General features: G+C 51.1%; 24 protein-coding genes and 1 riboswitch. Of the genes, 21 read left to right on the top strand and 3 right to left on the bottom strand.

Going from position 1 to position 21,250, the window contains the following annotated elements; all coding sequences use genetic code 11:
- Positions 1 to 92: 92 nt before the first annotated feature.
- The 5 genes from M3212_RS05525 (at position 93) to zupT (ending at position 4,421) form a co-directional block, all read left to right on the top strand.
- Positions 93 to 557 (top strand): hypothetical protein, encoded by a 465-nt coding sequence (locus tag M3212_RS05525; RefSeq protein WP_251192960.1) that lies wholly within the window; start codon positions 93 to 95, stop codon positions 555 to 557.
- Positions 547 to 1,788: a glutathionylspermidine synthase family protein gene (locus tag M3212_RS05520; protein ID WP_251192959.1), complete on the top strand. Its 1,242-nt coding sequence runs from the start codon at positions 547 to 549 to the stop codon at positions 1,786 to 1,788. Before M3212_RS05525 ends, M3212_RS05520 begins: the two co-directional genes overlap by 11 nt.
- Before the next feature lies 1 nt (position 1,789).
- Positions 1,790 to 2,206 carry a DUF350 domain-containing protein gene (locus M3212_RS05515; protein WP_251192958.1) on the top strand — a complete coding sequence of 139 codons (417 nt, stop codon included), beginning with the start codon at positions 1,790 to 1,792 and terminating at the stop codon, positions 2,204 to 2,206.
- Positions 2,207 to 2,220: 14 nt separating this feature from the next.
- On the top strand, positions 2,221 to 3,462 hold the full coding sequence (locus M3212_RS05510) for a glutathionylspermidine synthase family protein (RefSeq protein ID WP_251192957.1): 1,242 nt from the start codon (positions 2,221 to 2,223) through the stop codon (positions 3,460 to 3,462).
- A 149-nt stretch (positions 3,463 to 3,611) separates the two neighbouring features.
- On the top strand, positions 3,612 to 4,421 hold the full coding sequence (zupT, locus tag M3212_RS05505) for a zinc transporter ZupT (protein WP_251192956.1): 810 nt from the start codon (positions 3,612 to 3,614) through the stop codon (positions 4,419 to 4,421).
- 76 nt (positions 4,422 to 4,497) lie between these two features.
- Here the strand turns inward: zupT and M3212_RS05500 are convergent, their stop codons facing one another.
- Entirely contained in the window at positions 4,498 to 5,112 is a 615-nt protein-coding gene (locus M3212_RS05500; RefSeq protein ID WP_251192955.1) for a hypothetical protein, read from the bottom strand.
- 201 nt (positions 5,113 to 5,313) lie between these two features.
- Here M3212_RS05500 and M3212_RS05495 point away from each other — a divergent pair, with 201 nt between their 5' ends.
- From M3212_RS05495 to M3212_RS05470, 6 genes are all read left to right on the top strand, one after another.
- On the top strand, positions 5,314 to 7,302 hold the full coding sequence (locus M3212_RS05495) for a hypothetical protein (protein ID WP_251192954.1): 1,989 nt from the start codon (positions 5,314 to 5,316) through the stop codon (positions 7,300 to 7,302).
- On the top strand, positions 7,299 to 7,580 hold the full coding sequence (locus M3212_RS05490) for a hypothetical protein (RefSeq protein WP_251192953.1): 282 nt from the start codon (positions 7,299 to 7,301) through the stop codon (positions 7,578 to 7,580). The genes M3212_RS05495 and M3212_RS05490 overlap by 4 nt, the downstream gene beginning before the upstream one ends.
- Before the next feature lie 32 nt (positions 7,581 to 7,612).
- Positions 7,613 to 8,152: an RNA polymerase sigma factor gene (locus M3212_RS05485; protein ID WP_251192952.1), complete on the top strand. Its 540-nt coding sequence runs from the start codon at positions 7,613 to 7,615 to the stop codon at positions 8,150 to 8,152.
- Positions 8,133 to 8,435, top strand: a complete 303-nt coding sequence (locus M3212_RS05480) for an anti-sigma factor family protein (protein WP_251192951.1) — start codon at positions 8,133 to 8,135, stop codon at positions 8,433 to 8,435. Before M3212_RS05485 ends, M3212_RS05480 begins: the two co-directional genes overlap by 20 nt.
- 282 nt (positions 8,436 to 8,717) lie before the next feature.
- On the top strand, positions 8,718 to 8,975 hold the full coding sequence (locus M3212_RS05475; protein WP_251192950.1) for an AbrB/MazE/SpoVT family DNA-binding domain-containing protein: 258 nt from the start codon (positions 8,718 to 8,720) through the stop codon (positions 8,973 to 8,975).
- Positions 8,975 to 9,364: a type II toxin-antitoxin system death-on-curing family toxin gene (locus M3212_RS05470; RefSeq protein ID WP_251193133.1), complete on the top strand. Its 390-nt coding sequence runs from the start codon at positions 8,975 to 8,977 to the stop codon at positions 9,362 to 9,364. Before M3212_RS05475 ends, M3212_RS05470 begins: the two co-directional genes overlap by 1 nt.
- 77 nt (positions 9,365 to 9,441) lie before the next feature.
- On the opposite strand, the gene M3212_RS05465 is transcribed toward M3212_RS05470, so the two are convergent.
- Both M3212_RS05465 and M3212_RS05460 read right to left on the bottom strand, forming a co-directional pair.
- Complete coding sequence (locus M3212_RS05465) at positions 9,442 to 9,654, bottom strand: hypothetical protein (protein ID WP_251192949.1); 213 nt, start codon at positions 9,652 to 9,654, stop codon at positions 9,442 to 9,444.
- A gap of 118 nt (positions 9,655 to 9,772) precedes the next feature.
- Positions 9,773 to 10,351, bottom strand: coding sequence for a hypothetical protein (locus tag M3212_RS05460; RefSeq protein WP_251192948.1), 579 nt, complete (start codon positions 10,349 to 10,351; stop codon positions 9,773 to 9,775).
- Between the two features lie 238 nt (positions 10,352 to 10,589).
- A riboswitch (cobalamin riboswitch) is annotated at positions 10,590 to 10,773 on the top strand.
- A gap of 166 nt (positions 10,774 to 10,939) precedes the next feature.
- On the opposite strand from M3212_RS05460, the gene cobJ reads away from it, so the two are divergent.
- From cobJ to M3212_RS05410, 10 genes are all read left to right on the top strand, one after another.
- A complete protein-coding gene (gene cobJ / locus M3212_RS05455) occupies positions 10,940 to 12,601 on the top strand; it encodes a precorrin-3B C(17)-methyltransferase (RefSeq protein WP_251192947.1) in 1,662 nt (553 codons plus the stop codon).
- A 17-nt stretch (positions 12,602 to 12,618) separates the two neighbouring features.
- Positions 12,619 to 13,458 carry a sirohydrochlorin chelatase gene (locus M3212_RS05450; protein ID WP_251192946.1) on the top strand — a complete coding sequence of 280 codons (840 nt, stop codon included), beginning with the start codon at positions 12,619 to 12,621 and terminating at the stop codon, positions 13,456 to 13,458.
- Positions 13,459 to 13,526: 68 nt separating this feature from the next.
- Positions 13,527 to 14,300: a precorrin-6A reductase gene (cobK, locus tag M3212_RS05445; protein WP_251192945.1), complete on the top strand. Its 774-nt coding sequence runs from the start codon at positions 13,527 to 13,529 to the stop codon at positions 14,298 to 14,300.
- On the top strand, positions 14,301 to 14,951 hold the full coding sequence (locus M3212_RS05440) for a precorrin-8X methylmutase (RefSeq protein WP_251192944.1): 651 nt from the start codon (positions 14,301 to 14,303) through the stop codon (positions 14,949 to 14,951). It abuts the gene before it with no gap.
- 4 nt (positions 14,952 to 14,955) lie between these two features.
- Positions 14,956 to 16,065, top strand: coding sequence for a cobalt-precorrin-5B (C(1))-methyltransferase (locus tag M3212_RS05435; protein WP_251192943.1), 1,110 nt, complete (start codon positions 14,956 to 14,958; stop codon positions 16,063 to 16,065).
- Positions 16,050 to 17,270: a precorrin-6y C5,15-methyltransferase (decarboxylating) subunit CbiE gene (cbiE, locus tag M3212_RS05430; RefSeq protein WP_251192942.1), complete on the top strand. Its 1,221-nt coding sequence runs from the start codon at positions 16,050 to 16,052 to the stop codon at positions 17,268 to 17,270. Before M3212_RS05435 ends, cbiE begins: the two co-directional genes overlap by 16 nt.
- Positions 17,257 to 17,982 carry a precorrin-2 C(20)-methyltransferase gene (cobI, locus tag M3212_RS05425; RefSeq protein WP_251192941.1) on the top strand — a complete coding sequence of 242 codons (726 nt, stop codon included), beginning with the start codon at positions 17,257 to 17,259 and terminating at the stop codon, positions 17,980 to 17,982. The genes cbiE and cobI overlap by 14 nt, the downstream gene beginning before the upstream one ends.
- The gene (gene cobM / locus M3212_RS05420; protein WP_251192940.1) at positions 17,975 to 18,769 is read left to right on the top strand and encodes a precorrin-4 C(11)-methyltransferase; all 795 of its coding nucleotides are present in this window, start codon (positions 17,975 to 17,977) and stop codon (positions 18,767 to 18,769) included. The genes cobI and cobM overlap by 8 nt, the downstream gene beginning before the upstream one ends.
- Complete coding sequence (locus tag M3212_RS05415; protein WP_251192939.1) at positions 18,762 to 19,850, top strand: cobalt-precorrin 5A hydrolase; 1,089 nt, start codon at positions 18,762 to 18,764, stop codon at positions 19,848 to 19,850. Before cobM ends, M3212_RS05415 begins: the two co-directional genes overlap by 8 nt.
- A gap of 5 nt (positions 19,851 to 19,855) precedes the next feature.
- On the top strand, positions 19,856 to 21,250 hold the full coding sequence (locus tag M3212_RS05410) for a cobyrinate a,c-diamide synthase (RefSeq protein WP_251192938.1): 1,395 nt from the start codon (positions 19,856 to 19,858) through the stop codon (positions 21,248 to 21,250).

Here is a 21,250-nt window from a genome sequence, read left to right as displayed (position 1 = left end):
AGCTTCAATCGATTGTCATACTATTGGTACAATCAAAACAGAGTGAAACCATTTAAAAAGCAATGCGTAGAAAGAACGAGGGGGTGTGAAGGATGAAAAAGCCAAAAACAGACAGGCTGCTGAAAGGACTGGTTGGTTCCAGCGTGGCGCTTTTGGGTGTGACCGGCTGTTCACAGGGCATTCAGGAGGAGTTCTTTTCTGTAGTGCCGGAAACCGAAGAGGTGGAACCTGACCCGGCCGCCCTGCCATCACCGGAGGAAGCGGACTGCCAGACATGGACGTGGGATGAAGAAGCGCAAGGCTATCAGTGCGCGGAAGAAGGCAATGAGAACTATGGTCACTATTATTACGGAGGGGTGTGGTTCCCGACGATTGCTGCTTTTATGGCTGGACGGGCTATGGGTGGTGGCTCGGGGCAGGTGAGACAGCCGGCGCCGAACCGTCCGGATCAAAATGTGAACCAGCCGCCAAGGCAGGACAACGACCAGCAGCGGACGCCAAACAGGGCAACGAATCCGCGCTCAGGAATGGGAAGTGGTGGTTCCTTTGGCGGATAGGCAGCTAAGCAGCCGCGACCTGTTTTATCAGGAGATCCCCGCTTTTTGGGATCGTCTGTACGGCGAGGAATATGCATTATATGACTGTTATATGGTTAAAGCGGGTCAAGTAGCAGAGATTCGTACGGCGACCGAGGCCGCTTACCGGATTTTTGCCAAAATGGGACCGCTTCTGCGGAACGCTTCTATGGAAACGTTACACGAGCTCGGTTTTCCGGCTAAGGCGGTGCCCTTTCTACAAATGAAAACGATCCCTTATGAGACGGTGATCGGTCGCTTTGATTTTGTACCGGTGAAAGACGGCTTCAAGCTGCTGGAATTTAACGCCGATACACCGACCTTTATTCGCGAGCTGTTTGAGGTGAACGGTCGTGTTTGCCGGTCCTTTGCTGTTGCTGACCCGAATGAAGGCGAAGAGGAACGGCTTGGCCGGGCGATCCGTAACAGCATTTACCACAGTATGACGTCAATCGCCTTGGACCGTCATCCTTATGTTGTCTTTACCGCTCATGCGGATGATATTGAAGACCGGGAAACGATGAACTATTTATTGAAAATCACCCAGCTGAAAGACGCCGCCTTCGTCGCCCTCGATCAATTGCAGATTGTAGAAGGAGTTGGCGTTTTTGATCAAGAAGGACGCCGGATTGATGTTGTGTACAGGCATACATATCCACTTGAAGCGCTGATTGAGGACGAAGCGGATGACCGGTTTCCGATCGGGCTTGAATTTATGAACCTTGTGCATGAAAAAAAGGTGGCGATGCTGAACCCGGCTTCTGCTTTTTTGCTGCAAAGCAAGGCGGTGCTGGGGGCAATCTGGGGGATGCATGAGCAGCAGTCACCTTATTTTACGGCTGCTGAGCATCGGACGATCAGCCGTTATTTTTTACCGACCTATTTGGATGAGGAGCCGTTTATCGAATCAGGTGAGCGCTATGTGGCAAAGCCGGTTTTTGGTCGTGAAGGAGATACGGTCGAGATCAGGCAGCACGGCAAGCTTACGAGTGAAAAACAGGCGGCGAGCTATGAGCATTATGAAAAAGTGTATCAATCCTTCTGTCAGCTGCCGTCAGGGACGATACGGACAGAAAAAGGCGAAAAGCAGGCTCATCTATTGTTTGGCAGCTTTATTGTCAATGGAAAAGCAAGTGCGTTCGGCATTCGCGCCGGAGCGCAAATTACCGATAATCTGGCTTATTTCTTACCTTGTGGAGTGAAAGGAGTATAACATGAACATTTCCTATTATTTGGATACACTCGACCGGTTTCTCATTTATTTACTTGTCGCCCTCGCTTTATTCGCGATAGCGACATATATTTTCAAGCTGATCACCCCGTATTCCGAAAGACAGCTAATAAAGAGCGGCAACATCGCCGTGACGTTAAAGCTGCTCGGCAAAATGGCAGGGGTCGTTGTCGTGCTGCAGTCGGCGATCCGCCATTCGATTAATTTACTTGATTTGATCATTTGGGCGTTTATCGCGATCGTGATTCAAATTGTTCTCCATCTCGTTATTGAATACGGACTGACGCGCAAGACGAATTTAGCGAAAGAGGTTGAAAACGGCAACACGGCAGTCGGCCTCTTGCTCGGCGGCGTATCGGTCCTTGTCGGCCTGATCGTGGCGGCGACGATCAGCTATTAAAAGGAGGCTTGCCTATGCTACCCCATCAATCATTAACAGAGCCATTTTCTGAGGAAGCGTACCTGAAAAGGTGGCTGGAGCTTGAGCAGAAGGTCGCCAGCGAGGGCTTTACCTGGGCGACATTGTACGAAAACTATGAAGACAATCAATATATGAGCGATTCACTGCTCCATCTGCCGGCCTCGCTCGTTCAGGAAGTCGAAAATGCCTCGCGCGCCGTATACGATATTTTAGCGAAAACGTATCAGCGTATTCTCGCCGATCATTCGCTGATCCACCGGCTGGGAATCTCAGTCTATGTCTGGGATTTGCTGTTAGCCGAGGTGAAGACGGCGTTTTCCTATTTTTGCCGCTTTGATTTCATTGCTTCAGCAGACGGGTTAAAGGTGATTGAGGCCAATACCGATACGCCGGTCGGTCTCGTCGAGGCGGCTGTCGCCCAAGAGGTGATCTGCCGCGAGCATGGAGCGCGCAATCCGAACGCCGCTCTGACGAAAAAGCTGGCCGAAGCGTGGAATCAAGTGATCAAGGATTATCAGATCGGCAGTGGCGATACGCTTTATTTTACTTGTGCCGATTGGCATGAAGAAGACAAGCAAACGGTCGGTTTGCTGATGAAGCACTATCCACAGAAAGCGAGATACATCCCGTTGGAGGAGATCGTTGTGGAAAAAGACGACGTGCGGACACCGAATGGTGAAAAGATCGAATTCCTCTACCGGCTGTACCCGCTTGACTATTTTCTCGCGGAAAAGAGCCATACCGGGGAATTGATTGGAGAGCAATTTCTCGTTCATTTGCTTGACCGCAAGCTGAACATCATTAACCCGCCTTCCGCCTTGTTGATGCAGTCGAAGGCGGTATTCGCCCTGATTTGGGAAAAGCGCCACGAATGGTATTCGCGCAGTGAACAGAGGGCGATTGAAACGTATTTTCTGCCGACCTTTCATACGGCGAACGGAATGTCTTCCTATGTGAAAAAGCCGGTGCTTGGCCGGGAAGGTGGCGGAATCCAGATTGTGAAGAACGGGGCGATTCTTGATGAAGATGTTGATCATTATCAGGATCAGGAAGTGATTTATCAGCACTATTTTCCGATGCCCGAGCAGACGATTGCGACATGGGACGGCCCCTATACGGGCAAGCTACTGATTGGCTCCCATGTACTCAATGGAGAGCCGGCCGGTCTGTTTCTCAGAGTGGGAGAGGCGATCACCGGCAATCTCTCGATGTTTGTCGCCTATACAGCAAGCTAGCTGATTTTTAGGAACCGCTAAAATAAAGATTTCTTTCAAGGGTGTTTTTCGATAAAATAAAAAAATGGGTGCAACAAACACTTTTTCGATTTGGATCACATATAGTCTAAATGATAGAGCTAAAAAGCCCTTGAAAGAAGGCGGACATCATGACGGAAAATCTGCTTTTGGCATTTGGTTTAACTTTAATGGCAGGCCTTGCAACAGGCATTGGCAGCCTGCTTGCCTTTTTTACCTCGACAACGAATACGAAATTTTTGTCCTTTTCCTTAGGCTTTTCAGCCGGGGTGATGATTTATGTCTCCATGGTTGAGATCTTTGTCAAGGCCCAGGAGGCGCTCGTTGCTTCACTTGGAACGGAGCTTGGTCACTGGCTGACGGCCGCCGGTTTTTTCGGAGGAATGGTGCTGACGGCGGCGATTGACCGGCTTCTCCCAAAGCAGGGCAATCCGCACGAGATCAAGAAGGTTGAGGACATGAAAACAGCGAAGCCGGAGGTGAAAGACCACCAGCTGCTGAAAATGGGGACGTTCACCGCCCTGGCGATTGCGATTCACAACTTCCCTGAAGGAATTGCGACATTCACTTCGACTTTGCAGGACCCGGCGCTCGGGGTTGCGATCGCCGTGGCGATTGCGATTCACAATATTCCTGAAGGAATCGCCGTCTCGGTGCCGATTTATTTCGCGACCGGAAGCAAGAAAAAGGCGTTCAAGCTCTCGTTTCTTTCCGGGCTTGCCGAGCCGCTCGGCGCGCTCGTCGCTTTTTTGTTTTTAATGCCGTATTTGAATGATGTGATGTTCGGAATCATTTTTGCGGCAGTGGCGGGAATCATGGTCTTTATTTCGCTCGACGAGCTGTTGCCGGCGGCGAAAAAGTACGATGAAGCCCATACGTCAATTTACGGCCTGATTGGCGGAATGGCCGTCATGGCGCTTAGTTTGTTGCTGTTTATATAAGTCGATAAATGTCCCTGCCATAGTTGATGGTTCAGGGGCATTTTTTCTTTCTTCGCACGGTGATACAAACGCGTCATCAGTTCAAGTATTCGTCAAGCGTTCGCCCGCCGGGAAGCTGTTCCCGTATAAAAGCTTCACTGATTTCCTGAAGCTCCAGTAATCGTTGATACCAGAAGTCTTCTTTCCCGACAATTGGCTGGCGATAATGATCGTTTAGCTCACCTGACCCAAGCCCGGTTAGATTGTCTGTCAGGTGTGCAAGTAACCGGCCATTAAGCGACCGGATCAATTTGATTTTTTCGGCTTCTTCATCCGTCCAATTTTCCCGGTCGATATAGGTGAGAAAGAGGTGGATCGCAAAAAACTGACTTCCTAATAAATAGCCTTTATCATACGTGTCCAGATCAATATAGCCTAGTTTGTACGCATAGGAAAGATTATCGTAAACCTCGAAGGCGGCATAATGGAAATCAGAAGATAAATCAGCAAGATAGCGAGGGTCATCCGCCTCATGATTGGCACGTTCAAAACGATCCAGTCTGATAGACAGATTAGTAATATTCGTCGTCACGGTTTCTGACAGCAAGGTGCGGTATGTTTTGATCTCCTTCTGTTGATTGGCAATGACAAAGCCAAGCAAGAGCAAAAGGGCTAAAAGCCCGGCGGTTACATATTTTTTGCTGTTTCCCATCGCATCATCCCCCTCTTCCTTTATCATACAACAGGATAAAAAGAAAACCAGACTTTTCCCAGCTTTACAAGGAATGATCTGCCTGTCTTCAGACCGGCGCTGAAGCTGCATGCTAAAAATATCAGGAAATCGTTCACCACTCTGAAACTTTTAACATTCTAATGTGTCTATATAACAGACAATACAAAGGAGTGAGGAAAGATGTGGGATGTTTTGTACAGTGTCATTAATCATATCCAGCGTTACATCCCGGTTAGCTTATGGACGCTGTTTCTGACTGGAATTGCGCTTGTGCTTTTAAGTCTGACTGCTTTGGTGGTTCAGCGTCCATCTGCGAATAATCGGGAGACTGGGATGATCAGAGCAGGGGTAGTGTTGCGGGCGCTGATGTTTCTGGCGATTACGCTTGAATTCTTTCACCATTTTCTCATCAGCGGGGAAAATGTCAGCTTTCAATATAATGTACTTACTCAAATTATTAATGTTATTTTTTACGGTTACATACTTGTCGTCGGGATGCATTATATCATCACTTTGCCTTTCCGGGCGCTGCACGGATTTTTCTATCTGTTTGATGTGATCGTGCTTTGTATCCCGGTCCTTTTGATGCTTCCGAGCCTGACGCTTGCGGATCTGTCCGACGGGTACACGTGGGTGGCTTTGGCGTTGATTGCCGCCAGCTTTGCCGTCATCTACGTGCTGTTTCAGAGCTACTGGCGCCAAAGCAAGGCAATGTGGGGCGTGTTCTTTGCCGTCAGCACTGGCACGGTTATCTTTACGAGAATGAATCAGTTTGAGGCGTTATTTCCACTGACGCTATTTTTGCTTTTGCTTGGCGGATCAGAGTGGGTCAAGCAGCTGCTGGAACGCCGCCCGCTAACCGGAGGGAAGGGGTGGTATGCTGCCGTTGCAAGCATCAGTGTCGCCCTGGTAGTTATCGCCAACCCGTTCTATAACCTATGGAATGTTGTCGAAGCAAACGCAAACTATTATATTCATACTGCGTATCGGGCCGAAACGAATATGCCTTCACTTGCCGAGATGCAGGATCGGGCGAGACAGATTATTGGCGGTGAAGTGACCTTTGATGCCCATTCCTCCATTCAGGAAGATTTTTATAATGCCTATACGCTGGACGGGGGCGGTTATTCGATTAGATTTGACAGTTCGGGCGAATTGTTCGGCCTGTCACGAACCGATTCAGAGGAGGCAGCGTCATCGACGGCTACGCCCCCTACCAAACAGGACGTCCTTAAGCAGACGGAGGGCCTGCTTGAAAGAGCAGGAATTAATTATGATGAAGAACGGTTTGAGATCGACGTTCAATTTGATGATGCAGCAAAGCAAGCCAAAGTTTCCGTTCTGCCATTATGGTCAGACGGCGAAAGGGTAAACACTGATGTGAGTTTGATCGTTTGGGATTATGACTTGCGGCTCATTTCGTTTTCACCGACTCCGATCGGCGCTCCGTTAGAGCTGGAGAATTCTGTCGTCCAGCTGACAAAGGAAGAGCTGAATAAAAAAGTAGAGGACGTTCTGAACGTGCTTGGCCGGCCTTCCTCACCGACTTATATTGACCATGTGTGGAGCTCGTTCACTTACGAATCGCAGCCGACTATTACGATCAAAACGAAAAATGGAGAAACGATTTACCTTCACGCGGAAACTGGTGAGCTTTTGCAGCTGGAACTAAGTGAAGACAAAGCAGGAGATGAAGGAGCTTTTGTAAAGCAAGCCACTTATTTTGCGCGAAAATTATCTCCTGAGTTTGCGAAGCAGGGGGCGCAATATGAGCAGGGTGAATATGGCGATTATTCGTGGGAGTATGACAATGGCCTTCTGTCTCATCATGTCCAAGTCAATCTTACGGCCGATGGCGAACTGATTTCTTTTTATCAAGGCTGGTATCCGTCGCAACATCGTAAGAAGATCAATCAAACCGTACTCGCTGAAAAAGCTGTTTCCATGAGCAAGGCAATGAAGCTCGTGGCTGATGAGTATCCGATGTTTTCAATTTATGCCCAGCGTGGGGAGCTGGCGCTGATTTATAACCGCGAGGGAGAGGCGGAGCTTGTCTGGATGATTGTTGTCGTTCCATTCGCGAAGCCGCATAAGCAGGTTCATTTTGTTGACATGGAAACAGGGGAAATTACCGATGTGTACGACGATATTGACGGGGTGAGATCATGAAACGGGAATGCGCTGTATTTCGGGACTTGAAAGAAGACTGGCAGGAGGGGATGGTGGAATCGGAAACCGCTGAATGGATGGCAGATCATCAAATGAGCTGTCCCTTCTGCCCTGACTGGAGTGAGCAAAACAGAGCGGAGCAACAGCCGGAGCTGCCCAGTAATGAAAACGAAAGCTCAGAGCTGGAAACGATCAAAAAAGCGAGAAGATTTTTAGCGGTGGGGGTCGGCATGATCGCACTTTTCCTAATATGGGTGTCGATTTGGCTGTATATTTAAATGACTTGTGTTAAAGAAAGGGCTTTTGAAAAATGACCTCGTATTTAGAAAAATTGGAATCGATCTACAAAGCCTATCAGCCGGCAATTTATGCTTACTTGCTCAGACAGACGAAAAACACCGCTACGGCCGAGGATCTCTGTCAGGATGTCTTTTTAAAAGCATTTGAGGCGCTGCCGCATTTTCGTGGAGACGCAACGATGAAATCATGGCTCTACCGGATAGCCCATAATCACTATGTCTCTTATTTTCGCAAAAAAGACGTGCAAGTCGTGACTGTGATGGAAGATACGAATTTGTATCCGCTTCTCAGCGCTGTTCATTCACCTGAAGACTTTTATTTACAAAAAGAAAAGCTGGACGAGCTTTACCGCATTCTTGATGAAATGAAGCCGGTTTTTCGCGATATTTTAATTTTGCGTGATATGCAGGAGCTGTCCTACCAGGAAATCGCCCATGTGCTCGGCTGGTCGTTAAGCAAGGTCAAGACGACGATCCATCGCGCGCGCCTACAGTACAAAAAGGAAGCCGGGAAGAAAGGAGTCGGAAGCGATGAAATGCTCAATTATTAGAGATTTGCTGCCGCACTATGTCGAAGCAGAATGCCGCCCTGAATCGGAGAAGCTGGTTGAACAGCATCTCTCGACTTGCCACGGCTGCCAGGAGCTGCTGGCGGAACTGCGCTCGGACGATACGGTTGCCCCTCTGCCGGTGCCCGCTATCCTATCACAAGAGGCGGTGCAAACAGACCGCCATGTGTGGCGCAAATATTTTGGCAGGATGATCATCAAAGGAACGCTGCTGTTTTTCGCCGTTTATATCATTCTGTTGACGTTGTATCATGCCGGGAAGTAAATGATAAAAGGGAGGGACCGGGCCAAAAGAGAGGATTTGCCCTTTTCCCACCCTAAACAGCCTTTGTCTAAAGTTCCCTTCTATTTATATGAGCGGTTCCAAAATTGACTTGTACAATTTTCCAAAATAATCCATAAGGGTAGAAAGTGTAACTAAAACAATAAAAAATAATAACAGTAAATGTAAAAGGTTTTCAATAGCATTTTGATTTGTGTTCAATTATAATTGTTAGAACAGTTATAAAATATAGGAGTTTGAATAGCATAGAAGGAGGGAAAAAGAATGGCGGTGAAAAACTTGGAACGAAAAATAACGAAAATCGGAAATAGTTTAGGTGTGACGTTTCCAGCAGAATTATTAAAACGTCTTGGAGTAGCGCATGGTGATGACGTTTTTATTGAGGAACAGGATGGCGCGATTGTGATCCGCAAAAGTAAAAAAGTACAGTTGCCAAAAGGTGTTAGCGACGACTTTTTTGATATTTTAGATAAGAACATGAAACAGTATGATGAAACCATTAAAGGGCTGGTAGACCGTTGATTCGTTATTTAACTGAACAAGAAGTGATTGCCATCAATTTACTAGTCATTGAACGATATAGTCCCAAGGAACATAAAGGTGTGAAGTTGCCGGATCTTCTCAATTCAGCCATCAACCGCCCCAAACAATCCGCTTTTGGGGAAGAGGCTTACCCGACCATTTTCGAAAAAGCGGGAGCTTTGTTTGAGTCATTAGCCAAAAATCATACCTTTCATAACGCAAACAAACGAACGGCCTTTTTGGCACTGATTCAATTCCTTGCCTACAACGGTTTTCAGTTTACCATGAGTCAAAAGCAAGCCGAGGATTTTGTTGTGGATGTCGTGAATCAAAAATATGAATTTGATGAAGTGGTGGCCATTATTAAAGAATATAGTGTAAAAATGTAGCCTGGTACTCGTGATGCAGGGCTTTGTAACCGTCAAGTGGTTTTGAACAATTTTTGCTCGTTAAAAATAGCGACTTCCTATTTTTTAATTCGATGGCTTTCTCCATTTAAATGAACAACCTCAGAACGATGGAAGAGGCGATTCCTTATTGTCCCCCAGCTTTCCGTCCATCCGAGAAACAGCAAATATTCAGCACCCTTTTTCGTAATGGCTCCGCTCATTACGAAAAAGCTGCTGAAAAAGTGAAAATCGTCCTTTTTCAGCAGCTTCATTTGATCATGGTTTCTCACTTTCTCTTTAGCCCCCAAACCATCTTGATTGTACGAAGAATAGCTTAACGGATTGGGTTCATGATCAAGCAGAAACTGTCAAATCTAGTCTAGCAGTTACACCGTCCTCACCACCCGATCAGTCAAGCTCAAGCTCCACATTGGCTAAAATGTCGCTTCTTAGTTTTTGCAAACGAGGGTTTTGTTCCACCGCGCGCTTTTCTTCTTCATCGAGTTGGCTTAAATCAAATTTCCCTTCGTGGGCGGAAGCGATTCCGTATTGCCCCCAGCTTTCCGTCCATCCGAGGAACAGCAAATATTCAGCGCCCTTTTGCAGAGCGGTATAGTCGCCGTAATAGATTTCCGTAACACTTGGCGCCAAACCATTATCGACAATGTAATACGGTTCACGTATCGTGATCGTAGAACCTTCCAAACTTTCGTCGCCCTTGATCACTTTTTGGATGAAAATATCGCTCAAACGGTGACCATCAGGAAGTCCATCTTCATAGTAAACGACGTTTTCCGGTTCGCCATTCAAAACGGCGACGACCGCTAAATCGCTGCCCTCCAGTCGTTCTTCGTAATTCTCAAATGTTTCCATCATGCCCAATTGTAGCGGAGCCGTTTTAACGACTGTCGCATCGGCGATCACGTAAACCGTCGCTGCGATTAGAGCAACAATTGCCGAAATCATCATTGCTTTTTTCCGTTTCATCTCTATGACTCCTTTATGAGGAATGGCTTCTAATAATGTTAGAATGGAAAAAGAATCCTACTATCATTATCTTTTTAAAAGCTGTGTTGTCAATGAGAAAAAGTCCTTCTCCACTAGTTGAAATCGCCGATTATCCGGTTTATCACAGTGAATCTCTCGTAAGCTGTGAAACAATGAAAGCAGGAAAAAATAGTTGACTTCTATCAGATTGTTACGTACTGTAAAAGAAACATGAAATTGCATATGTTTGGGAAAAGGTGAAAGTCATCGTTGACTTTCTAAAAGGGAAGTTCGGTGAAAAGCCGACGCGGTCCCGCCACTGTAAAAGGATTGCTGTATGCACGAGCCACTGTCCATCGGACGGGAAGGAGCAGCAGCGTAAGACCTTGAGCCAGGAGACCTGCCTTTTCCAACGACACTGATTGACCTACGGGAGATGGGGAGGTGTTAGAGCAGGAGACGACAATGCTGTCTCTGCTGGATTCCTTTTCAGATGATGATAAAAAAGGACTAGCCTCTAACCCTTTTGCGGGTGGAGGCTTTTTTTATTGCCCCGCTTTCCCCGAAGGTCAAAAAGGAGGACATCCGATGGGAGCGAAAGGAAAGCTTTTATTGATCGGCTTCGGGCCGGGCCACGAGCAGCATATGACAGGCCGGGCGAGGGAAGCGATCGCTGAAAGTGATTCAATTATCGGCTACAACACGTACGTGGATTTGATTAAACCGTTGCTGACGGATCAAGCGATTATCCGGACCGGAATGACGGAGGAAGTGAGCCGGGCACAGGAAGCCGTGCGTCAGGCGGAAGAGGGCAAGACGGTTGCGGTTATTTCAAGCGGGGATGCCGGCGTCTACGGCATGGCCGGTCTCGTCTATGAGGTGTTAATTGAAAAAGGCTGGACGGAGCAGGATGGGGTCGAGGTTGAAATTATTCCCGGGATCTCAGCGATTAACTCCTGTGCCTCGCTGCTCGGCGCACCGATTATGCATGATGCCTGCACGATCAGCCTCAGTGACCATCTAACGCCGTGGGAGCTGATTAAAGCCAGACTTGACGCTGCGGGCAAGGCTGATTTTGTGATTGCGCTCTACAATCCGAAAAGCGGGCGGCGGACGAGACAGATTGAGGAGGCGCAGCGGATTTTGCTGCAATACCGTTCTGCCGACACGCCGGTCGGACTTGTCAAAAGCGCCTATCGCGAACGGCAGCATATCGTGATGACAACGCTCGGCGAGATGCTTGAGCATGAGATCGGGATGCTGACGACGGTCATCATCGGCAATGGATCGACGTTTATGTACGACGGCAAGATGATCACGCCGCGCGGCTATCAGAAAAAATATACGCTTGGAGAAGCGAAGCAGGCTCTGCGGCCGCATCAGCGCTTAAAGCCGGAGCACGAGCCGTGGGCGCTTCATCAAGGTGAAGAGGAAGTTGAACCGGCTTCATCTTCGCTTCAAAAGCTTGCCGAGGAAGCAGGACCCGAACCGGCGCGGGGATCGCTGCGCGAGCTGGCAGAAGAAGCACTTTCTCTCCTGAATGGGGAGGAAAGTGGCGGGAAGCGTGACGTTGAGCTGGAGCCGGAAAGCCTGTTCAGGCAGGAAACGGTGTTTGAATTTGCGCTCTCGCCAGGTCTTGCCAACAAAAAATTCAGCGCGGCGCAAATGCAGCTGATTGGCGAGGTAATTGGCGATAAAGGCGAGATTGAATATACGCCCGATCATCAAATGAAGGTGACGATGAAAACGGGGGACGCGGCGCAGGTGACGGCCGAGCTTGAACGGGAGGGGCTGCTGCTGCATCCGGTCGGCGATGTCGTCACGATTAAGGCGTGTGACTTTTGTGATGGTGACAAGGGCGAATCATTGCCGCAGCTTGATGAGATCTTTCGCTCAATTGGCGGCGATCCCGTGCCGAAGCGGCTGACGATCGGCTTCAACGGCTGCGGAATGGCGTGCTACGGCGCGCCGACGAACGATATCGGCATCATTTACCGCAAAAAAGCATTTGATTTGTTTTTAGGGGCGAAAACGACAGGGAGAAACGCCCATGTCGGCCAGCTCGTCGCCGAAGGAATGAGCAAGGAGCAGCTCGTCGCAACAGTCGTCAAGGTTGTCCGCGATTTCCAGCAGCGCGGCATGCCGAATGAACGGTTTCACAAGTTTTTTAAACGGGTCCAGGTCGTTGCCGGTTATCAGTACCGTGACGTGCCGGAGCCGATCGCTGTTGACAATGTGTGCGGCGATTAACAAAAGGAGGAGAAAAGATGGAAGCTGTATTATTTATCGGCCATGGGAGCCGAAAGCCGGAGGGAAACGAGCAGCTGCAGGAGTTCGTCAATGGGATGAAGCACCAGGTCAAGGCTGATATTGTCGAAACCTGTTTTCTGGAATTTGCCGAGCCGTCGATTGCCGCTGGAATTGAAGCGTGCGTGAAGCAGGGGGCGACGAAGGTCGCGCTCGTGCCGATGATGTTCTTCTCGGCCGGGCATGCGAAAATCCACATTCCGGCGGACATGGACAAGGCGCGGCAGAAGTTTCCGCTCGTCTCTTTTACATATGGCCGGCCGATCGGGTCGCATCCGGGCGTGATTGATATTTTAGCCGACAGGTTGAAAGAAGCCGGCTGGCAGGTGAAGGAAGGGAGCAGCCTCGTGATCGTTGGACGCGGAAGCAGTGACGGTGATGCGAACAGTGAGCTGTACAAAATTTCGCGCCTGCTTAGTGAACGGCTGAATATGACCGATGTCGAGCTGTCGTTTATCGGCGTCACTTCGCCGACGGTGGAACAAGCTGTCGAGCGCTCTTTAAAGCTCGGCGCAAGCTCGGTTTGCCTGCTTCCTTACTTCTTTTTCAGCGGCGTGCTGATGGACCGGATGGAGGAGAAGCTTGAGGGGTTCAAGCGAAGCTATCCGGACGCATCGTTTCTGATGACGAAGTTTTTTGGCTTCCATCCGCTGCTGGCGACGATTTTCAAGGAAAGAGCCGAGGAAGCATTACAAGGATTGGCCGCGTTAAACTGCGATAACTGTCAGTACCGTTTATTCGCGAAGGAGCATCTTGAGCTTGACCACAACCACGATCATCATCACCACCATCATCATTAAAACGTATTTGCTTTCATAGGTGGATGTGGGGCTTGCAAAACAAATCTGCAAAAGAGAGGTGAAAGCGGATGATCTTTATTATGGCCGGAACGAGTGATGCCCGCGAAGTGGCCATCGCCTTAAAGGATGCGGGCTATCCGTTATTGGCGAGCGTCGTGACGGAGAGCGGGGCGGCAAGCGTCAGCGAGGCCGGAATTCCGGTGCGCGTCGGTCGCCTGACGATCGCGGAAATGACGGCGCTTTTGCAGGAAAAGCACATTTCTCTCCTTGTCGATGCGACCCATCCTTTTGCCGAGGAGGCTTCAAAAAATGCGCACGCGGCCGCGGAACAGGCAGGCATTCCTTATGTCCGGTTTGAGCGGCAGGCGAGCAAGATTGCCGAGGATGAGCGGATCAGCTTCGTCGCGGACTACGCCGAGGCAGCTGAGCTTGCGAGTCAGCATAAAGGGGTCGTTATGCTGACGACCGGCAGCAAGACGCTCGCTGTCTTCGCGGACAAGCTGCTCGGGCTGCCTGACTTACGTATGATCGCGCGGATGCTGCCGCGCAAGGACAATATGGAGCGCTGTGAACAATTGGGTATTGAGCAAAAAAACATCGTCGCGATGCAGGGCCCTTTTTCAAAGGAGCTTAACAAGGCGCTTTACCGCCAGTTCGGCGTCACACTCGTGATTACGAAAGAAAGCGGCAAGGTCGGTTCGGTCGATGAGAAGCTGGAAGCCGCCAGGGAGCTTGGCTTAGAGGTGATCGTCATCGAACGGCCGAAGCAGGATGTCCACGATCTCGTTCATACGAAGGAAGATGTTGTAGCAACAGTCACTAAGCTGATGGAGGGAAAATAAATGGATTTCAAAACAGAATTTAAACCGTTGACCGTACAGCCGCAGGAGATTGAAGGAAAGAGCTTTCAGATGATTACCGAGGAGCTGGGCGAGCACTCCTTTACCGAAGAGCAATACCCGGTCGTTCAGCGGGTGATCCACGCCTCGGCTGATTTCGAGCTCGGGCGAAGCGTGCTCTTTCATCCTGATGCGGTACGCGCCGGTGTGGCGGCGATTCGTTCTGGCTGCAAGGTAATCGCCGACGTGCAAATGATTCAAAGCGGCATCAGCAAGCCGCGTATCGAAAAGTTTGGCGGAAGCGTTCACGTTCATATTTCCGATCCCGATGTGATCGAGGAAGCGAAACGGCTCAACACGACGAGAGCGATTGTGGCGACGCGCAAGGCGGTCAAGCTGGCGGAGGGCGGCATTTTCGCGATTGGAAACGCGCCGACCGCGCTGCTTGAATTGATTCGCCTCGTGAAAAATGGGGAAGCAAAGCCGGCGCTGATCGTCGGGATGCCGGTCGGTTTTGTCTCGGCAGCTGAATCGAAGGAAGAGCTGGCGAAGCTTGATCTACCGTTTATTACGAACATTGGCAGAAAAGGCGGCAGTCCGGTAACCGTGGCGGCGATCAACGCGATTTCCCTGATGGCGGAGCAGCAAGGCTGAAAAGATGGCAAGCGGGCAAAAGGAAACAAAGCAGCTGCGGCATGGCTATACGACAGGCTCCAACGCAACGGCGGCGACGAAGGCGGCGCTTCTGAGCTTAATTACGCAAAAAACGGTTAACGAAGCGACGATTAAGCTGCCGAACAAAGAGATTGTCACCTTCCAAATGGAGTCTGTTCAATTTACCGAACACTATGCCGAGGCGGCAATCATTAAGGATGGCGGCGACGATCCAGATGCGACACACGGGGCACGAATTATTTCTCGTGTTGCCTGGGAGAGCGCGCCTGGTATTACGCTTGATGGCGGCGTCGGCGTCGGCCGGGTGACGAAGCCGGGGTTACCGGTAGCGGTCGGGGAAGCGGCGATTAACCCTGTGCCGCGCCGGATGCTGTTTGAGGTTGCACAGGACGTGTTGGAGGAGACTGGCGTCGAGCGGGGCATTTCGATCATCATTTCCGTGCCGGATGGAGAGGAAATCGCCAAGAAAACGTTAAACAGCCGGCTCGGCATTATCGGCGGCATTTCGATTCTCGGTACGAGGGGAACGGTCGTGCCGTTTTCGACTTCGGCATTTCGCGCAAGCATCGCCCAGGCGCTGCAGGTCGCCAAGGAAAGCGGCTGCGAGCATGTCATCTGCTCGACGGGCGGACGGAGTGAAAAATATGCGATGGAGCTTTTCCCGGATGCCCCGGAAGAAGCGTTTATCGAAATGGGTGATTTTGTCGGCTTTACGCTGAAGCAGTGCAAGGCGAAACGGATGAAGCAGGTGACCCTCGTCGGGATGATGGGGAAATTTTCAAAAGTCGCCCAGGGCGTGATGATGGTCCATTCGAAAAGCGCTCCGGTCAGCTTTGAATTTCTCGCCAAGGTCGCCGCGGATAGTGGAGTCCCGTCGGAGCTTCAGCAGGAGATTTTGCAGGCGAATACCGCCTCTCAGGTCGGGACGATGCTCTATGAGGCGGGATATTCTGACTTCTTTCAGCGCTTGTGCCGCTATGCATCAGAGGCCGGGTTGCAGGAAGTGAACGGTGGGCTGACGATTGAAACGATTCTGTTGACGATGAAAAATGAGCTATTAGGAAGGGAGGCGGTGAGATGGCCGCGACAATGAAGGTCATTGGCATGAGTGAGCAGGGACCGGCTGCCTGGCCGGCGCTCTACCAGCAATGGGTAGCGGAAAGCGAGCGGCTCGTCGGCGGTGAGCGCCAGCTGGCGTTCTTTCCAGAATATCAGGGGGAGAAAATCGGACTGAAAGGCGGGTTGAAGGCGACGGTTGAACGTCTGCTCGAAACGGAGAAAAAAACGGTCATTCTCGCTTCAGGTGATCCGCTATTTTATGGGATTGGCGGCTATTTGGCGAAAAAAGTACCGAGTATTGAACTATATCCGGCGCTCAGCTCAATTCAGGCCGGTTTTGCGAAAATGCAGGAAAGCTGGCATGATGCGACGTTTCTCAGCGTACACGGACGGGCGATGAAAGGGCTGGCGCAAAAAATCGACGGGCAGAAGAAGGTCTGTCTGCTGACGGATGAAACGAACAGTCCGGCAGCAATCGCCGCCTATTTGCTCGACTATGGTATGAGCGAATACAAAGCGTTCGTAGCAGAGGCGCTCGGCGGCGCTAATGAGAAAACAGGCTGGTTTGAGCTGGACGAGCTTACGCGCTACGATGCGAACCCACTCAATCTGGTCATCCTGAAGCAGACCGGAAAGGCGCCTTCGTTCCCGCTCGGGATCGATGATCATCTTTTCAGTCAGCGCAAGCCAGATAAAGGTTTGATTACCAAAAAAGAAGTGCGCACGCTCAGCATTGCCGCGCTGAAGCTGAGAAAAACGAGCACCGTCTGGGATATTGGCACATGTACAGGCTCGGTCGCGATCGAAGCGGCGCGGATTGCCACGGATGGTCAAGTGTTTGCAATTGAGAAAAACGAAGCCGATCTGGCCAATTGCTATGAAAATATGAAAACATTTCGCACCGATTTTACCGTCGTTCATGGCAAAGCGCCGGCGCAGCTTGACAGCTGGCCCGATCCGGATGCCGTCTTTATCGGCGGGACGGGAGGAGAGCTGCCGGAAATTATTAGAACCTGTGCGGAACGGTTAAAAGCGGGAGGCCGGATTGTGCTGAACGCCGTAACGATCGAAACGCTGGCGACAGCACAGGACGCTTTCAAGGAGGCAGGACTTGCGCTTGAGATGACACTTGCCCAGCTGTCGCGGAGCAAGCCGATTTTACATATGACAAGATTTGATGCGTTAAATCCGATTTATATTCTGACAGCAACGAAGGAGGAGACAGATGGCAACAGGTGAAGTGTACGGCGTCGGCGTCGGCCCTGGCGACCCGGAGCTGATTACGTTAAAAGCATACCGGAAGCTGCAGGAGGCTGATGTTGTCGCTTATCCGAAGAAAAGAAAGGGCAGTAAAAGCTACGCCCATCAAATTATTGAAGCATTTGTTGACATGAACAAAAAAGAGATGCTCGGCCTCGTCTTTCCGATGACGAAGGATCAGGCTGTGCTGACAGAGCAATGGCAGCAAATTACCGCTGAGATTTATGCGCATGTGTCCGCCGGCAAAACCGTTGCTTTCGTGACAGAGGGCGATCCGATGCTCTACAGCACATTTATTCATTTGCAACGGACGATGAAAGCGACCCATCCGGAGGTGCCGATCAAATCGATCCCCGGCATTTCCTCGGTCAATGGCGTGGCGTCACAGCTTGGCATTCCACTGGCGGACGGCGATGACTGGATGGCGGTCATTCCGGCAACCGAAGATCGCCAGCAGATGAAAAAAGCGCTGCTGGACCATGACGGGCTTGTCTTCATCAAGGTCGCCAAGGTGCTGCCGATGATGATCGAGCTTCTCGAGGAGCTTGACCTCGTACAGGATGCGGCGGTCGCAACGAAGGTCACTTCATCCGAGGAATACATTTGGCGTGATGTGACGGAATTAAAAACCGCAGAGCTGGAATATTTAACGCTGATGCTCGTGCGCAAAGGATGTGGCGTTCATGCTTGAAGCGAAAGTGTATATCGTCGGCGCCGGGCCCGGTGATCCCGACTTAATTACCGTGAAGGGTCAGAAGATTTTGCAGGAGGCTGATGTCCTGCTGTACACCGACTCGCTCGTCAACCCGGCGCTGATGGAGCAGGCAAAGCCGGAAGCAGCTGTAATCAAGACGGCCGGGATGCATTTGGAGGAAATCATCGAAATCATCGCCGCGGAAGTGGAAAAGGGGCACAGCGTCGCGCGCGTCCATACCGGCGATCCGGCTGTCTACGGTGCGATTTTTGAGCAGATGACCTACTTGAAGGAGCGCGGCATCGGCTATGAGATCATTCCCGGTGTCAGCTCGGTCTTCGCCTCGGCTGCCGCGGCCGGAATTGAGCTGACTATACCGGAGCTGACGCAATCCGTCATTTTGACGCGGGCGGAAGGGCGGACGCCGATGCCGGAAGGAGAGCAGCTGATCGACCTCGCCAAGCATCAATGCTCGCTCGCCCTGTTTTTAAGCGCGACGTTGATGAAAAAAGTCGTGCGCGAATGCTTGGCTGCCGGCTGGAAGGAATCCGACGCCGTCGTCGTTGTCTACAAGGCGACATGGCCTGATCAGAAAATTGTCCGGGCGACGCTCGGCACGGTGGATGAGGAGATGCGCAAAGCCGGCATCCGCAAGCAGGCAATGGTGATCATCAGCAAGGCCGCGGATCAAGCATTGCTCGAACAGCGCGGCAAATACGAGTCAAAGCTCTATGACAAAACGTTTACGCACGGCTTTCGGAAAGGAGAGCCGGCCAATGGATAAGATCGCTTTTGTCGCAATCACGAAGCATGGCACCGAACTGATTCGCCAGCTTTGGCAGAAGCGGTCGGATGCCGACCTGTACTATATGACGAAGCATGCTTATGGCGATGAGGAAGAAAAGGGCTTTCAGCTGTTTGAAGGCTCGGTCAAGCTTCAGCTGCCGCGGCTGTTTGCCGAATATGACGGACTCGTGATCGTGATCTCGCTCGGTGCCGTCATCCGGATGATCGCCCCGATTTTGAAAGGAAAGAAAGTCGATCCGGCTGTTGTTGTCGTTGATGATCGCGGTCAATTTGTGATCAGCGCGCTTTCCGGTCATGTCGGCGGAGCGAATGAGCTGACGGAGGAGATTGCCGGACTGCTTGGCGCGACCCCGGTAATTACGACGGCTTCCGATGTTCAGAAAACGATTCCGGTCGACATTTTCGGGCGGGAATTCGGCTGGACGATTGAGGATGAACAGGCTGTAACGCCGGTCAGTGCGGCAATTGTCAATGAAGAGCCGGTGCTGATCGTCCAGGAGGCGGGGGAGCGTCACTGGTGGAAGCATGACAAACCGCTGCCGTCTCACTTTACACTTGTCTCCTCGTTAGCGGAGACTGAGCCGGACCGCTTTCATGCCACTCTCGTCATTTCAGACCGGCTGCTGTCAAAAAAGTGGATGACCATTTTACGGACAAAGGGTGTGCTCTACCGGCCGAAGACACTTTGCCTGGGGATCGGCTGTAACCGCGGAACGTCGGCGGACGAAATTGAAGCGGTTATTTTCGAGACGTTGCAGGAGCTTGAACTCTCACCTAACTCAGTCGTGAGTATTAGCACGATTGATTTGAAAAAGGATGAGGTCGGACTGCTTGCCGTCTGTGAAAAGTTTCAATGGGAGTTTATTTGCTACAGCCCGGCGGAGCTGAATGAAATTCCGTTCCCGAACCCTTCGGAAACGGTGTTTCGCTACACAGGGGCCTATGGCGTCAGTGAGCCGGCCGCGATGCGGACGGCAGAAAGCAGGCAGCTGCTGCTTGAAAAGAAGAAAAGCGGCAATGTGACGATTTCGATTGCCCGAAAAGGAGAAGAGAGGTGAGGCCGATGCAGCCACGTTTACTGATTGCCGGAACGAACAGCGGCGTAGGAAAAACGACGATTACACTCGGCCTGATGGCGGCATTTCAGCGCCAGGGGCTGACCGTTCAGGGCTTTAAATGCGGTCCCGATTATATTGACCCAAGCTATCATACGGCGTTGACGAAGCGAATTTCCCGCAATCTGGACAGCTGGATGCTTTCGCGTCCGCTTGTGTCCGACATTTTCCTTGAAGGCAGCCGCGGAGCGGATCTTTCGCTGATTGAAGGGGTCATGGGGCTATATGATGGAAAGTCGACGCTGAGTGATGAAGGAAGCAGTGCCGACATCAGCATTTTGCTGAAAACGCCTGTCGTGCTCGTTGTCAACATTGGCAGCATGGCCCGCAGCGCCGCGGCGATTGTGAAAGGCTATCAGGCGCTCAATCAAGAGGTTAGCATTACGGCGGTCATTCTCAATCAGGCAGGCAGTGCGCGCCATGCTGAAATGTGCAAAGACGCGATCGAGCAGGAATGCGGCATTCCGGTCGCCGGCTACTTGAAAAAAGGCGATGTCCCGGCGATTCCCGAACGTCATCTCGGCCTCATACCCGCGTTGGAGCGCGGTGAGCATGATCAGCTGTTTACGAGGCTAGCCGATGTGATCAGCGCTCAGGTTGATTTGTCACTCTTGAAGCAGCAGGCCGAAGCGGCTCCGCTGCTCGAACGACAAACGGATTTTTTTCAGCAGACGATGCCGCAGCCCCGCGTCAAAATCGCAGTTGCCTATGATTCAGCGTTTAATTTTTATTACGAGGAAAACTTCACCCTGCTGCGTCAGGCCGGGGCTGAGCTTGTCTTTTTCAGCCCGCTGAAGTACGAATCGTTGCCGGAAAATTGTGACGGACTTTATCTCGGCGGCGGCTTTCCAGAAGAATTTTCAAAGGAGCTTGCCGGTCATACGGGACTGAAGCAGGCGATCAAGCAAGCGGTTAGCAACGGGATGCCGACGCTGGCCGAATGCGGCGGCTATATGTATTTAGGGGAAAGTCTGACGACGACAGCGGGAGAGACATTTCCGATGGTCGGGCTGATTCCGATGGAGGTGCGCATGCAAGCGCGACTCGCCGCGCTCGGCTATCGTGAGGCCACTCTGCTCGAAGACAGCTTTCTGCTGAAGCGGGGCGAACACATACGCGGCCATGAATTTCATTATTCGGCAGCTACGTTTTCCGGACCGCAAATGGCGGTTTATGAAACGAACGGCCTCCGCGGCAGCAAGCAGGAAGGCTATCAGATGAAGCAGCTCGTTGCCGGCTATACCCATCTTCATTTTGCTTCGGCGCCGCAGCTTGCGCCAAATTGGGTGGAAGCGTGCGCCGCCTATCAGAAACGTCGCCGTGAGGCAGGGGAGGAATTGTGA

Origin of the sequence: Halalkalibacter oceani, assembly GCF_023715705.1 — a bacterium.
Taxonomy (GTDB): Bacteria; Bacillota; Bacilli; order Bacillales; family Bacillaceae_D; genus Halalkalibacter; species Halalkalibacter oceani_A.
Note: the sequence above shows the minus strand (reverse complement) of the source record. Positions and strands in the feature narration are given on the sequence as shown.

What these genes read in the sequence shown, in the direction of transcription:
- M3212_RS05525 (WP_251192960.1), top strand. Translation starts at nt 93, where the DNA reads ATGAAAAAGCCAAAAACAGACAGGCTGCTGAAAGGACTGGTTGGTTCC.
- M3212_RS05515 (WP_251192958.1), top strand. Translation starts at nt 1,790, where the DNA reads ATGAACATTTCCTATTATTTGGATACACTCGACCGGTTTCTCATTTAT.
- M3212_RS05510 (WP_251192957.1), top strand. Translation starts at nt 2,221, where the DNA reads ATGCTACCCCATCAATCATTAACAGAGCCATTTTCTGAGGAAGCGTAC.
- zupT (WP_251192956.1), top strand. Translation starts at nt 3,612, where the DNA reads ATGACGGAAAATCTGCTTTTGGCATTTGGTTTAACTTTAATGGCAGGC.
- M3212_RS05500 (WP_251192955.1), bottom strand. Translation starts at nt 5,112, where the DNA reads ATGGGAAACAGCAAAAAATATGTAACCGCCGGGCTTTTAGCCCTTTTG.
- M3212_RS05495 (WP_251192954.1), top strand. Translation starts at nt 5,314, where the DNA reads ATGTGGGATGTTTTGTACAGTGTCATTAATCATATCCAGCGTTACATC.
- M3212_RS05490 (WP_251192953.1), top strand. Translation starts at nt 7,299, where the DNA reads ATGAAACGGGAATGCGCTGTATTTCGGGACTTGAAAGAAGACTGGCAG.
- M3212_RS05485 (WP_251192952.1), top strand. Translation starts at nt 7,613, where the DNA reads ATGACCTCGTATTTAGAAAAATTGGAATCGATCTACAAAGCCTATCAG.
- M3212_RS05480 (WP_251192951.1), top strand. Translation starts at nt 8,133, where the DNA reads ATGAAATGCTCAATTATTAGAGATTTGCTGCCGCACTATGTCGAAGCA.
- M3212_RS05475 (WP_251192950.1), top strand. Translation starts at nt 8,718, where the DNA reads ATGGCGGTGAAAAACTTGGAACGAAAAATAACGAAAATCGGAAATAGT.
- M3212_RS05460 (WP_251192948.1), bottom strand. Translation starts at nt 10,351, where the DNA reads ATGAAACGGAAAAAAGCAATGATGATTTCGGCAATTGTTGCTCTAATC.
- cobJ (WP_251192947.1), top strand. Translation starts at nt 10,940, where the DNA reads ATGGGAGCGAAAGGAAAGCTTTTATTGATCGGCTTCGGGCCGGGCCAC.
- M3212_RS05450 (WP_251192946.1), top strand. Translation starts at nt 12,619, where the DNA reads ATGGAAGCTGTATTATTTATCGGCCATGGGAGCCGAAAGCCGGAGGGA.
- cobK (WP_251192945.1), top strand. Translation starts at nt 13,527, where the DNA reads ATGATCTTTATTATGGCCGGAACGAGTGATGCCCGCGAAGTGGCCATC.
- M3212_RS05440 (WP_251192944.1), top strand. Translation starts at nt 14,301, where the DNA reads ATGGATTTCAAAACAGAATTTAAACCGTTGACCGTACAGCCGCAGGAG.
- M3212_RS05435 (WP_251192943.1), top strand. Translation starts at nt 14,956, where the DNA reads ATGGCAAGCGGGCAAAAGGAAACAAAGCAGCTGCGGCATGGCTATACG.
- cbiE (WP_251192942.1), top strand. Translation starts at nt 16,050, where the DNA reads ATGGCCGCGACAATGAAGGTCATTGGCATGAGTGAGCAGGGACCGGCT.
- cobI (WP_251192941.1), top strand. Translation starts at nt 17,257, where the DNA reads ATGGCAACAGGTGAAGTGTACGGCGTCGGCGTCGGCCCTGGCGACCCG.
- cobM (WP_251192940.1), top strand. Translation starts at nt 17,975, where the DNA reads ATGCTTGAAGCGAAAGTGTATATCGTCGGCGCCGGGCCCGGTGATCCC.
- M3212_RS05415 (WP_251192939.1), top strand. Translation starts at nt 18,762, where the DNA reads ATGGATAAGATCGCTTTTGTCGCAATCACGAAGCATGGCACCGAACTG.
- M3212_RS05410 (WP_251192938.1), top strand. Translation starts at nt 19,856, where the DNA reads ATGCAGCCACGTTTACTGATTGCCGGAACGAACAGCGGCGTAGGAAAA.